The sequence below is a fragment of the Halomonas elongata genome (assembly GCF_029081005.1).
Lineage (GTDB): Bacteria > Pseudomonadota > Gammaproteobacteria > Pseudomonadales > Halomonadaceae > Halomonas > Halomonas elongata_B.
The window spans coordinates 1-12,934 of the sequence record NZ_JAJQTQ010000046.1; the positions used below are offsets into that span (position 1 = coordinate 1).

Annotated in this window: 10 protein-coding genes; 7 read left to right on the forward strand and 3 right to left on the reverse strand. The window is 63.2% G+C overall.

Annotated features, from left to right (window positions below; translation table 11 throughout):
• Positions 1-117 precede the first annotated feature (117 nt).
• Positions 118-930, reverse strand: coding sequence for an outer membrane protein assembly factor BamD (locus LU493_RS19080; RefSeq protein ID WP_275289398.1), 813 nt, complete (start codon positions 928-930; stop codon positions 118-120).
• A 160-nt stretch (positions 931-1,090) separates the two neighbouring features.
• Here LU493_RS19080 and rluD point away from each other — a divergent pair, with 160 nt between their 5' ends.
• The 5 genes from rluD to ilvN all read left to right on the forward strand — a co-directional run bounded on the left by rluD (position 1,091) and on the right by ilvN (position 8,457).
• The gene (gene rluD, locus LU493_RS19085; RefSeq protein ID WP_275289399.1) at positions 1,091-2,050 is read left to right on the forward strand and encodes a 23S rRNA pseudouridine(1911/1915/1917) synthase RluD; all 960 of its coding nucleotides are present in this window, start codon (positions 1,091-1,093) and stop codon (positions 2,048-2,050) included.
• Complete coding sequence (gene pgeF, locus LU493_RS19090) at positions 2,047-2,802, forward strand: peptidoglycan editing factor PgeF (protein ID WP_275289400.1); 756 nt, start codon at positions 2,047-2,049, stop codon at positions 2,800-2,802. Before rluD ends, pgeF begins: the two co-directional genes overlap by 4 nt.
• A 334-nt stretch (positions 2,803-3,136) precedes the next feature.
• The gene (gene clpB, locus LU493_RS19095; protein ID WP_275289401.1) at positions 3,137-5,719 is read left to right on the forward strand and encodes an ATP-dependent chaperone ClpB; all 2,583 of its coding nucleotides are present in this window, start codon (positions 3,137-3,139) and stop codon (positions 5,717-5,719) included.
• A 522-nt stretch (positions 5,720-6,241) separates the two neighbouring features.
• Positions 6,242-7,966, forward strand: coding sequence for an acetolactate synthase 3 large subunit (locus LU493_RS19100; RefSeq protein ID WP_275289402.1), 1,725 nt, complete (start codon positions 6,242-6,244; stop codon positions 7,964-7,966).
• The gene (gene ilvN, locus LU493_RS19105) at positions 7,966-8,457 is read left to right on the forward strand and encodes an acetolactate synthase small subunit (protein ID WP_013331089.1); all 492 of its coding nucleotides are present in this window, start codon (positions 7,966-7,968) and stop codon (positions 8,455-8,457) included. Before LU493_RS19100 ends, ilvN begins: the two co-directional genes overlap by 1 nt.
• A 123-nt stretch (positions 8,458-8,580) precedes the next feature.
• Here ilvN and LU493_RS19110 read toward each other — a convergent pair whose 3' ends face one another.
• Together LU493_RS19110 and ilvY are read right to left on the reverse strand one after the other, a co-directional pair.
• Positions 8,581-9,588: a zinc-dependent alcohol dehydrogenase family protein gene (locus tag LU493_RS19110; RefSeq protein WP_275289403.1), complete on the reverse strand. Its 1,008-nt coding sequence runs from the start codon at positions 9,586-9,588 to the stop codon at positions 8,581-8,583.
• 91 nt (positions 9,589-9,679) lie between these two features.
• Positions 9,680-10,570, reverse strand: coding sequence for an HTH-type transcriptional activator IlvY (ilvY, locus tag LU493_RS19115; protein ID WP_275289404.1), 891 nt, complete (start codon positions 10,568-10,570; stop codon positions 9,680-9,682).
• Between the two features lie 188 nt (positions 10,571-10,758).
• Here ilvY and ilvC point away from each other — a divergent pair, with 188 nt between their 5' ends.
• Both ilvC and pssA read left to right on the forward strand, forming a co-directional pair.
• Entirely contained in the window at positions 10,759-11,775 is a 1,017-nt protein-coding gene (ilvC, locus tag LU493_RS19120) for a ketol-acid reductoisomerase (protein ID WP_275289405.1), read from the forward strand.
• 128 nt (positions 11,776-11,903) lie between these two features.
• Positions 11,904-12,740, forward strand: a complete 837-nt coding sequence (gene pssA, locus LU493_RS19125; protein ID WP_275289406.1) for a CDP-diacylglycerol--serine O-phosphatidyltransferase — start codon at positions 11,904-11,906, stop codon at positions 12,738-12,740.
• The last annotated feature ends 194 nt before the right edge of the window (positions 12,741-12,934 follow it).

The following is a 12,934-nucleotide window of genomic DNA, read 5'->3' on the forward strand; positions in this document are numbered from 1 at the left end:
AGCTTCCAGCTTCCAGCTTCCAGCTTCCAGCTTCCAGCTTCCAGCTTCCAGCTTCCAGCTTCCAGCTTCCAGCTTCCAGCTTCCAGCTTCCAGCTTCCAGCTTCCAGCTTCCAGCTTTTAGGCCGAGATCGAGTCGGCCTTGACGTAGCGCGGGTCGAAGGTGCGGCCGTCGAGGCGCTCGTGGTCCGGTGCGTTCTCGATCAGCACCCGAAGGCTTTCCTTGGCACGCTCCGGCATGTCCAGTCCGAGATAGCCCTCGACCATCACCGCCAGGGCATCACGAGTGCCTTTCGCCTCGGGATAGTTCTCGATGACCCAGCGGCCCCGCTTCACGGCGGCCAGGTAGGCCCCCTTGCGCAGGTAGAAGTCGGCCACTTCGAGCTCGTGACGCGCCAGGAGGTTGCGCAGATACACGATGCGCTGACGGGCATCCGGCGCATACTGGCTGTTCGGGTAGCGGCGGACCAGGTCCCGGAAATCGGAGTAGGCGTCACGGCTGGCACCGAGATCTCGCTTGGAGATGTCGATCAGGCGCAGCGACTCGAGACTGAAACGGCCGGCCTCCCAGGACGCGAGGCCACGCATGTAGTAGGCGTAGTCGACTTGCGGGTGGTCGGGGTGCAGGCGGATGAAACGACTGGCGGCGGCGCGGGCGGCTTCCCAGTCGTTGGACTCGTAATAGGCGTAGATCAGTTCGAGCTGTGCCTGTTCGGCGTGCTCGCCGAAGGGATAGCGGGTATCGATGGCCTCCAGCCGGTTGATGGCGGTGACATAACTGCCATTTTCCAGTGCGGCGCGGCCTTCTTGATACAACTGGCCCTCCGCGACATCCGGAGCCTGCTCTTCTTCCTCGGTGCTGGCGCAGCCGGCCAGGAGGGCGGTCGCCAGCAGCATGGCGGCCAGGCGAGTACCGGTCGTGATAACGCGCATCGTGATCCTCGTGTCAAACAACCCTGGGCGGCCGTGCTAGAATCGGCCTGAATCCGCCTACTATAAAGCACCTTGCGGCAAAACGCAGTCATCACGCGATGTGATGCACCAACGCTTTTCGGGTAGCGCTCCACTCCCCAGACGGACCCTTGACGACCTCATGCCACAGACCCTTGATGCCCATCAATGCATTCCCGACAGTATGGCCGGTCTACGCCTTGATCAAGCTGCCGCCGAGTTGTTCAGCGATTTCTCCCGGGAGCGGCTCAAGGCCTGGATCAAGGAAGGAGCGCTGACCGTCGATGGCGGGCCTGCCAGGCCCAGAGACAAGGTGCATGGTGGCGAGACGCTGGCACTCGTGGCCGAACTCGAGGACGACGCCCGTTTCGAACCCGAGGACATTCCGCTGGAAGTGGTCTTCGAGGATGATGACGTTCTGGTCATCGACAAGCCCCCCGGCCTGGTGGTGCATCCGGCCGCTGGCAATCCCGACGGTACCCTGCTCAATGGCCTGCTGCATCATTGCCCGGCGCTTGCCGCGGTACCGAGGGCCGGCATCGTTCATCGGCTCGACAAGGACACCAGTGGCCTGATGGTGGTGGCCAAGACGCTGGTCGCCCAGACGGCCCTGGTCGAACAGCTCCAGGCCCGCACCGTGTCTCGGGAATACGATGCCGTGGCCGTCGGCACGATGACGGCAGGCGGTACCCTGGATGCGCCGATCGGCCGTCACCCTCGCGATCGCAAGCGCCAGGCGGTCAACGCCTCCGGCAAACCTGCGGTGACGCACTATCGCGTGATCGAGCGTTTCAGGGCGCATACTCATGTGCGTTGTCGGCTGGAAACCGGGCGGACGCATCAGATCCGGGTGCACATGGCACACCTGCGCTATCCCTTGGTCGGCGACCCAGTCTATGGCGGGCGCCTGAAGCTCCCCGCCGGGTCCGGGGAAACCCTCAAGGAGGTGTTGCGCGAGTTCCCGCGCCAGGCGCTGCATGCCCGTAAACTGGCCTTCGTGCATCCGGCAACCGGTGCCACCATGACCTTCCGGGCGCCACTCCCGGATGACCTGCTGATGCTGCTCGATTTCCTCCGGGACGACCGGGAGACGATGCGATGAGTGACGCCCTCGATCTTCAACCGACACTGGTGCGTCCCGACTGGCCGGCACCCGACTCGGTGGCCGCCTGTGTCACGACCCGGGAGACGGGGCCGAGCCAGGACGCCTTCGCCGCCTTCAACCCGGCCCGACACGTGGGGGACAACCCGAATCATGTATCGTTATGTCGGCGTCAGTTGAGCAAGGTGATCGGCGACGATCGTCCCTTGCTGTGGCTGAATCAGGTGCATGGCGGGCGGGTGCAGCAGTACTTCGCCGACGATGCGCCGGAAGCGGATGCGGCGGTGGCAAGGGATCGTGGCCATGCCTGCGTGGTGCTCACCGCCGACTGTCTCCCGGTATTCTTCTGCGATCGTGACGGGCAGCGGGTCGCGGTGGCCCATGCCGGCTGGCGCGGCCTGGCCGGCGGCGTGCTCGAGGCCACGGTAGCGGCGTTGGGAGTACCCGCCGAGACGCAGATGGCCTGGCTGGGACCGGCGATCTCCAATGCCCAGTTCGAGGTCGGCCCGGAAGTCCGCCAGGCCTTCGTCGCCGTGCAACCGGAGGCGCTGGAAGCCTTCGATCCCAGCCCCTATCGCCTTGATCATTACATGGCCGATCTCTACAAGCTGGCGCGCCTGCGTCTCGAGCGCCTCGGGGTTTCCTATATCGGCGGCGGGCACTTCTGTACCGCCTGCGAATCCCGCTTCTACTCCCACCGCCGGGACGACGGCATGACCGGCCGCATGGCCAGCATGATCTGGCTTCGCTAGCCCGGCTTCGCCGGGAGCTGGAAGATCGTCCGCTTAGCGGACGTAAGCTGGAAGCTTGAAGAAAACCCTCCCGGGCTTCGCCCGGAGCTATAAGCCGTAAGCTTTAAGCTGGAAGAAAAAACTTGACCCCGAACTGTCGGTGTTCATGCTGCCTTCCAGCTTCCAGCTTCCAGCTTCCAGCTTCCAGCTTCCAGCTTCCAGCTTCCAGCTTCCAGCTTCCAGCTTCCAGCTGACTTGAAAACCGTCCCATCAGACGCCATCTCTTGTGTCAAGACACATTGACAGGGTCAGGCGGCGCGTCCGAACGCGTCGTTACCCCGATGGAGGAAAGCGAATGCGTTTCGACAAGTTCACCGCCAAGTTGCAGAACGCTGTGGCCGATGCCCAGTCGCTGGCGGTAGGGCACGGCCATAATCAGCTCGAGCCTGGCCATCTGCTGCTGTCATTGCTGGATGCCAGCGATACCGGCGTCAAGGCGCTGGTGCAGAAGGCCGGCGGCGATGCCGCGCGGCTGCGCGATGCCCTGATGGGGCATCTGGACGATCTGCCCCGAGTGGCCGAGTTCGATGGCGAGGTGCAGCCATCCCGGGATCTGGTCAAGCTGTTCAACCTCACCGACCGCGAGGCCCAGAAGCGAGGCGATCAGTATATCGCCAGCGAGCTGGTGCTGCTTGCGGCCCTGGAGATGCGTCATGCGGTGAGCAAGGCGCTGACCCAGGCCGGGGTGACCCGCAAGGCGCTGGAGACCGCCATCGACAGCGTGCGCGGCGGTAGCAGGGTCGACGATCCCAATGCCGAGGATCAGCGGGAGGCACTGGACAAGTACACCCTGGATCTCACCGAGCGGGCGACCAGCGGCAAACTTGACCCGGTGATCGGCCGCGATGATGAGATTCGCCGGACCATTCAGGTCCTGCAGCGTCGTACCAAGAACAACCCGGTACTGATCGGCGAGCCCGGGGTGGGCAAGACCGCCATCGTCGAAGGCCTGGCCCAGCGCATCGTCGATGGCGAGGTACCTGAAGGCCTCAAGGACAAGCGCGTGCTGTCGCTGGATATGGGCGCGCTGCTGGCCGGCGCCAAGTTCCGCGGCGAGTTCGAGGAGCGCCTCAAGGCGGTGCTCAAGGAGCTGTCCCAGGAAGAGGGACGGGTCATCCTGTTCATCGACGAACTGCATACCATGGTCGGTGCCGGCAAGGCCGAGGGCGCCATGGATGCCGGCAACATGCTCAAGCCGGCGTTGGCACGCGGGGAACTGCACTGTGTGGGTGCCACGACGCTCGACGAGTATCGCCGGTACATCGAGAAGGATGCCGCCCTGGAGCGCCGTTTCCAGAAGGTACAGGTGGATGAGCCGACCGAGGCGGATACCATCGCTATCCTGCGTGGCCTCAAGGAGCGCTACGAAGTGCACCATGGTGTCGATATCACCGATGGCGCCATCATCGCCGCCGCCAAGCTGTCGACGCGCTATATCACGGATCGTCAGTTGCCCGACAAGGCGATCGACCTGATCGACGAGGCGTCTTCCCGAATTCGCATGGAGCTCGACTCCAAGCCGGAGGAAATGGATCGTCTGGATCGTCGCCTGATCCAGCTCAAGATGGAGCGCGAGCACCTCAAGAAGGAAACCGACGAGGCCTCCCGCAAGCGCCTCGAGAGTCTCGAGGAGCAGATCGGCGAGCTCGAGCGGGAATATGCCGACCTCGACGAGATCTGGAAGGCCGAGAAGGCCAGTATCCAGGGAGCGGCCCAGTTCAAGGACGAACTCGATCGCGCTCGCGTCGATCTCGAACAGGCCCGCCGCCAGGGGGATCTCGGCCGGATGTCCGAGCTGCAGTACGGCGTGATTCCGGAGCTCGAGCGAAAGATCGCCGAGAGCAGCGAGGAAGAGGCCGATACCTCGGAGCACCGGCTACTGCGTTCCAATGTCACCGAGGAGGAGATCGCCGAGGTGGTCTCGCGCTGGACGGGCATCCCGGTGGCCAAGATGCTCGAGGGCGAGCGCGACAAGCTGCTGCGTATGGAAGAGGCGCTGCACGAGCGGGTGATCGGTCAGGATGAGGCGGTCACGGCGGTTTCCAACGCCGTTCGGCGTTCGCGGGCCGGTCTGGCCGACCCCCATCGACCCAATGGCTCCTTCCTGTTTCTCGGGCCCACCGGCGTGGGCAAGACGGAACTGTGCAAATCGCTGGCGGGTTTCCTCTTCGATACCGAGGAGGCCATGGTGCGCATCGACATGTCCGAGTTCATGGAGAAGCACTCGGTGGCACGGCTGATCGGTGCGCCCCCCGGCTATGTCGGCTACGAGGAAGGCGGATACCTGACCGAGGCCGTGCGTCGCAAGCCCTACTCCGTGCTGTTGCTCGACGAGGTCGAGAAGGCTCACGCCGATGTCTTCAACATCCTGCTGCAGGTGCTCGAGGATGGTCGCCTCACGGATGGCCAGGGACGCACCGTGGACTTCCGCAACACGGTGATCGTGATGACCTCCAACCTGGGCTCGGACATCATCCAGCGCATGGGTGGCGACGACAGCGACTATGAGCAGATGAAGGCCATGGTGATGGAGGTGGTAGGCAGCCATTTCCGGCCCGAACTGATCAACCGCATCGACGAAGTGGTGGTCTTCCACGCCCTGGAGCAGGAGCAGATCCGGGCCATCGCCGATATTCAGCTCGATCGCCTGCGTGGCCGGCTGGCCGAGCACGATCTCTCGCTCGAGGTCTCGGATGAGGCCATGGGGCAGTTGGCCGCGGCCGGCTTCGATCCGGTCTTCGGTGCCCGCCCGCTCAAGCGGGCGATCCAGAGCCGCATCGAGAACCCGTTGGCCCAGGACTTGTTGGCCGGTCATTTCTCGCCGGGCGAAACGATTCGTGTCGAGGCCGAGGGAGATCGGTTGGTCTTCCAGCGCTGACGGCCCCGTGCCAACGACCCATCGGGGTCGTCTACACTGATTTTCAGGTTGCGTCCTGACCTTGTACGCCCGTCGATCCTCGTGATCGGTCGGGCGTTTTTTCATGTCGTCGCGGTCGTCATCGCGTGGTGATTCCGGGGTAAGGGAGTGTCCAAGGTTGACACTCCGCGACCGCTATTGGAATCTTGACCCTTCCTGATACGGGCGCGGAACCCAGCGGGCAATCCCCCATCTCCGCGCGAAGGGTAGGCCGCAGGCCTTTACCCGCCGAAGGACTTCCGGGTCCGGGCCAACCGCCCGACCTGGCCAATGCCCCGACGCGGTGATCCGCCGTGAGAGGGAAATGCGGATTCATGCAGCAGTGGATCAGCGTTCCCGAGAGAGTGCTGGCCCTAACCGGGCCTCAAAACGCCAGGGTTTGGCATCAGGTGCCGGCGTGTCCGGCAGCGGCATACCGCCGCACTCGAACTCGTGCCCCGAAGGGCACGGATTGCACTCGAGACCTCCAGGGGAGAAACATCTGTGGAATTGCTTTCCGGCGCGGACATGATCGCCCGCTTCCTGCAGGATGAGGGCGTCGAATACATTTATGGCTATCCGGGCGGCGCGGCGCTACACATCTATGACGCCCTGTTCCGTCAGGACAAGGTCAAGCACATCCTGGTGCGCCACGAACAGGCCGCCACCCATGCCGCCGATGGTTATGCCAGGGCTTCGGGCAAGCCCGGTACGGTACTGGTCACATCGGGGCCCGGTGCCACCAATGCCGTCACCGGCATCGCCACCGCCTACATGGATTCGATTCCGATGGTGGTGCTGTGTGGCCAGGTGATGAGCCACCTGATCGGTGACGATGCCTTTCAGGAAACCGATATCGTCGGCGTGACACGCCCGATCGTGAAGCACAGCTTCTCGATCCGGCATCCGTCCGAGATTCCGGAAGTCCTCAGAAAGGCCTACTATCTTGCCTCGACCGGACGACCCGGCCCGGTGGTGGTGGACATTCCCAAGGACATGACCACGCCCACCGAGCGTCACGAATACGTCTATCCGAAAAAGGTAAAGCTGCGTTCCTACAACCCGGTTGCACGCGGCCATACCGGCCAGATCAAGAAGGCCGTGGAATTGATGCTCAAGGCGCGTCGCCCGGTGTTCTATACCGGCGGCGGTGTGGTTACCGGGCGTGCCTGTGAAGGGCTGACCGACCTGGTCAAGCGGCTGGGGCATCCCATCACCACCACCTTGATGGGCATCGGCGCCTTCCCGCAGAGCGACGACCAGTGCCTCGGCTGGCTGGGCATGCATGGCTCCTACGAGTCGAACATGGCTATGCACCATGCCGACCTGATCGTTGCCATCGGGGCGCGCTTCGACGACCGGGTGACCAACAACACCTCGAAGTTCTGTCCCACCGCCAAGATCATCCATGTCGATATCGATCCGAGCTCGGTGTCCAAGACCGTGCGCGCGGACGTGCCCATCGTCGGCCCGGCACAGAGCGTGATCAACGAGATGATCAGCCTGCTGCAGGGACGGGAAATCGCCGACGCCGAGGCTCTCGATGAATGGTGGCAGACCATCGAGGGCTGGCGCGAGGAGCGCCGTGGCAAGCTCTATGAGCCTTCGAAGGCCGGCGAGGCGCTCAAGCCTCAGGAGGTCATCGAGGCGATCTGTCGTCTGACCCGGGGCGAGGCCTATGTCACCACCGACGTGGGCCAGCACCAGATGTTCGCGGCCCAGTACTACAAGTTCGACAAGCCCAACCGCTTCATTACCTCCGGTGGGCTCGGCACCATGGGCTTCGGCTTCCCGGCAGCCATGGGCATCAAGCAGAACTTCCCCGACGAGCAGGTGGTCTGCGTGACCGGCGAGGGCAGTTTCCAGATGATGATGCAGGAACTGTCGACCTGTAAGCAGTTCGGCGGTGGCGTGAAGATCATCAACCTGAACAATGCGTCGCTTGGCATGGTGCGCCAGTGGCAGGATCTCAACTACAAGTCGCGTCACGCGCACTCCTACATGGAGTCGCTGCCCGATTTCCAGAAACTGATCGAGTCGTATGGCTTCACCGCGCTGCGGGTGGAGACGATGGAGGAACTCGAGCCGGCACTGGAGAAGACCTTTGCCGACAAGCACGAGCTGGTGTTCCTCGACGTCATGGTCGACCCGCACGAGCACGTCTATCCGATGCAGGTGCCCCTGGGCTCCATGCGTGACATGCTGCTTTCGAAGACGGAGCGGAGCTGATGCGCCATATCATCTCGATTCTGATGGAAAACGAACCGGGCGCCTTGTCTCGCGTGGTGGGGCTGTTTTCCCAACGCAACTTCAATATCGAAACCCTCAACGTCGCGCCTACCGAGGACGAGACCCTCTCGCGGTTGACCGTGACCACGGTGGGGGATGACCGGGTGATCGAACAGATCACCAAGCATCTCAACAAGCTGATCGACGTGGTCAAGCTGGTCGACCTCACCGAAGGCAGTCACATCGAGCGCGAACTGATGCTGGTCAAGGTGAAGGCGCTGGGCGCGGCGCGTGACGAGGTCAAGCGCACCGTGGATATCTTCCGCGCGCAGATCGTCGACGTGACGCCGAGCCTGTACACGGTGCAGATCACCGGCGATGCCGAGAAGCTGGATGCCTTCCTGCAGGCCATGGCGCCGGTGGGCATTCATGAGGTGGCGCGGACCGGGGTCTCGGGCATTGCCCGGGGCGACAAGGTGCTGTCGCTGTGATCGACGGCTGTGCCTCGGCGACCGGCTTGTCGTCGTTCGCCATGTGAATCCACGCGGTGGAATCCAGTGAGCCGCCCCTGCGCCGGGGCGGCTTTTTTGCGTCGCGCCAGGGAGTGATGTCGTTCAGATGTCCAGGCAGATCTTGCCGAAGTGCTGCTGCGACTCCTGATGACGGAATGCCTCGGCGATATCCTCGAGCGCGAAGTGTCGATCGATGATCGGTTCGATGCCGAGGGCCTCGATACCGCGAATCATCTCCTGCTGGTGGGCCCGGCTGCCCACGATGATGCCCTGCAGGCGGGCCTGCTTGGCCATCAATCTGGCCGTGGGGATGTCGCCACCACGGCCGGTCAGTACGCCGATCAGCGAGATATGGCCGCCGATGCGCACCGCCTCGATGGACTGGGCGAGGGTGCCGGGTCCGCCGACTTCTATGATGTGATCCACGCCGCGGCCTGCGGTGAGCTCCCTCACCTTGCTTCCCCATTCGGGGAGGGTGCGGTAATTGATGGTGTGGTCGGCGCCGAGCGATGCGAGCCTTGCCAGCTTGTCGTCCGAGGAGGAGGTGGCGATGACGGTGGCCCCCATGGCCTTGGCGAACTGCAGGGCGAAGACCGAGACGCCGCCGGTGCCCAGCACCAGCACGCTATCGCCGGCCTTGAGGCCGCCTTCCACCACCAGGGCGCGCCAGGCGGTCAGTCCGGCCGTGGTCAGTGTCGCCGCCTGGGCATGGCTATAGCCGCGTGGTGCATGCGTGAACCAGGTTTGGGGACGAATCACCGTTTCCCGAGCGTAGCCATCGACGCCATCACCCGGAACCGTCTTGAAATCGCCGACCTCGGCGGGCCCCGTCAGCCAACTGGGGAAGAAGGTGGAAACGACCGAGTCTCCCACCGAGAACGTCTCGACGCCTTCGCCGACGGCCTCGACCACGCCTGCGCCGTCCGACATCGGGATCCGCCCGTCTGCGGTCGGCATGGCGCCGCTGACTACACCGTAGTCATGAAAGTTGAGGGAGCTGGCGCGAATTCTGACGCTGACCTCGCCGGGTCCCGGAGCACCGGGGGCATCATGCTCTTGCGTGCGGAGTCGATCCAGTCCGCCTGGACTGGCCAGGGTAACGACCTTCATGGGGAAGTCTCCATGCCGAAAGTAGTTATTAGCTCGCTAATTGTATCAGTCTGACGTCCTTTCCCGATGAGAACAAGCCGGGAGGTGACGTTCAACTGCGCTCCTCGACCTCGTCCCAGAGGGCATGAATGAGCGGGCTTCGCAGGCGCCGGTTGAGCACGCAGAGGCCGACATCGTAATGCGGAAGTTCCGGCTTGACCGGTAGGATCCGCACGCGTTCCGACAGCGGGCTGGCCTCCAGCACGATGCGGGGTACGACACCGACACCGAATCCCAGGCCGACCATGCTGACGATGGCTTCGTGGCCGGCCACCTGAGCATAGATGCGGGGCGAGATACCCAGTGCCTTGAACCAGGTATTGCTGACTTCCCGTGACAGCCCCGATTCGGACAGCACCATAGGTACATTGCGCCACTGTGCCGCACTGGGCGTGCGTGGATCGGCCGGTACCCACTCATGCGCATCGCGTGGTGCGATGAATACCAGCGGTGAGCGGGTCAGCGACTTGAAGGCGAGCCCCTCGGGCAACTGCCGGGGACGCGAGGTGATGGCCATGTCCTCGTTGCCGGCCAGTACCCGCGGCATGGCCTGGGCGGGATCGCCGGTGTGCAGTTTCAGCTCGATGCCCGGATAGCGGGTACGAAATTCGCTGAGCAGGTCATAGAGGAAGCTGTAGCTGGCGGTAACCGAGCAGTAGATGCTGATCTCGCCGGTCAGGGTATGGGCTTCGCTCATCAGCGACTGACGCAGCTGCTCCCACTGCTCCAGGGTGTCCCGGGCGTAGGCGTGGAAGCTGTGGCCCTGGCGGGTCAAGGCCACATGGCGATTGTCGCGTTCGAACAGCCTGACTCCCAGGCTCTCCTCCAGCTGTTGGATGGAGCGTGAAAGTGTCGAAGGGCTGACGTGGCACGCTTCACTGGCGCGACCGAAATGCAGGGTGTCGGCGAGCGTCAGGAAATGTTTCAGGGGGCGCATGTCCATGTGTCCATTATTTCACATATCGGGATGTGATATTGCAAATATAGCGTTTTACGCAACACGAACCCTGGCGTAGAGTCGATTCATCGACAGGGCCAAGGGCCCGCCGGAATCTCCCAGCGCCGCACAAGACGGCGCGGGTGGCCATCGACGCTGACACTCACGTTCATTCTCGTTTTCAGGAGCATCCCATGCGCGTTTACTACGACAAGGACTGCGATCTTTCGCTCATCCAGGGCAAGCAGGTGGCCATCGTGGGCTACGGCTCCCAGGGCCATGCCCACGCCAACAACCTCAAGGAATCCGGTGTCGATGTGACCGTCGCGCTGCGCCAGGGCTCTTCCTCCGCGGCCAAGGCCGAGGCCGCCGGCCTCAAGGTCGCCACCGTGGAGGAGGCCGCCCAGGTCGCCGACGTGATGATGGTGCTGGCGCCTGACGAGAACCAGAAGGCCATCTATGAGCAGCAGATCGCACCGAACCTGAAGGAAGGCGCGACCCTGGCCTTCGCTCACGGCTTCAACATCCATTACAACCAGGTCGAGCCGCGCGCCGACCTGGATGTGATCATGATCGCGCCCAAGGCGCCGGGACACACCGTGCGTTCCGAGTTTACCCGCGGCGGCGGAATCCCGGATCTGATCGCGATCCATCAGGATGCCTCCGGTAGCGCCAAGGAACTGGCCCTGTCCTATGCCGCGGCCATCGGCGGCGGGCGCAGCGGCATCATCGAGACCACCTTCAAGGACGAGACCGAGACCGACCTGTTCGGTGAACAGACGGTGCTCTGCGGCGGCGCCGTGGAACTGGTCAAGGCTGGTTTCGAGACCCTGACCGAAGCGGGCTATGCCCCGGAGATGGCGTACTTCGAGTGCCTGCATGAACTCAAGCTGATCGTCGACCTGATGTACGAGGGCGGCATTGCCAACATGAACTACTCCATCTCCAACAACGCGGAGTATGGCGAGTATGTCACCGGTGCCGAGGTCATCAACGATCAGTCCCGTCAGGCCATGCGTGATGCCCTCAAGCGCATCCAGACCGGCGAATACGCCAAGATGTTCATCAACGAGGGCAACACCAACTATCCCTCCATGACCGCGCGTCGTCGCCTGAACGCGGAACATCCGATCGAGCAGGTCGGCGAGAAGCTGCGGGGTATGATGCCCTGGATCGCCGCCAACCAACTGGTCGACAAGAGCAAGAACTGATCGACCCGCTCGAGCGACTGAACATCGGGGGTGCGGTGATCCGTGCCCCCGTTGTGTATTCGGTCGTGAGCCATCCCGCTCGCTGTGTGTAGAATGAGAAGGACCTTCAGCCGCAACGGAAGACACAGATGAGCCAAGACCCCAGCAACGGCGAGCGTGAAAGACGTGAAGCGAATGACGAGGATCTGGCCACGACCTTCGTTCGCGAGTCGGAAGTGGTCGAGGAGGCGCTGGAGGATGGCAAGAAGGTAAAGCGCAGGGGTATCTACCTGCTGCCCAACCTGTTCACGACATCGGCGCTGTTCTCCGGCTTCTTCGCCGTGGTGGCCGCCATCAATGGCGACTTCACGGCGGCATCGATCGCGATCTTCATCGCCATGGCCCTCGATGGGCTGGATGGTCGAGTCGCTCGGTTGACCAATACCCAGAGCGATTTCGGCGCCGAATACGACAGCCTTTCCGACATGCTTTCCTTCGGTGTCGCCCCCGGACTCGTTGCCTTCATCTGGATCCTGCAAGATGTCGGCAAGACCGGTTGGGTAGTGGCATTTCTGTACGTGGCCTGTGCGGCATTGCGCCTGGCGCGCTTCAATGTGCAGATCGGCAGCGTCGACAAGAAATGGTTCATCGGTCTCCCCAGCCCCTCGGCCGCCGCCGTGGTGGCCGCGAGTGTCTGGACCTTCCACAGCTTCGATGCCGAGGCCTTCGGCTTCAAGCTCTGGATGCTGTTCCTCGTCGGGGCCGCCGGTGTGCTGATGGTCAGCAATATTCGCTATTACAGCTTCAAGGATATCGACCTCAAGGGCCCCGTGCCTTTCGTCATGTTGCTGGCCATCGTGCTGGGCTTTGTGGTCATTTCCATCGAGCCTTCCTTGATGTTGCTGTTGCTGTTCGGCACCTATGTCGCATCGGGCCCCGTGCTGGCCATGTGGCGCAAGCTTCGCTCGCCACGCGAGAAGGCCTGACACGGGGCCACTGGCCCGAATCGAGACGCCCGCCGCGAGCGGGCGTTTTCGTCGGTCGCCGCTGGTCGCGTTATCCACAGTCGCCATGTGTCGCCAGGGGTGTGGATGAATTGTCACCGCCTTGAGATCTTTTCTTCACAAAGGGCTTGCACAGCCGGCTCGTGATCCGTAAAGTACGCATCCGCTGCCGGCGA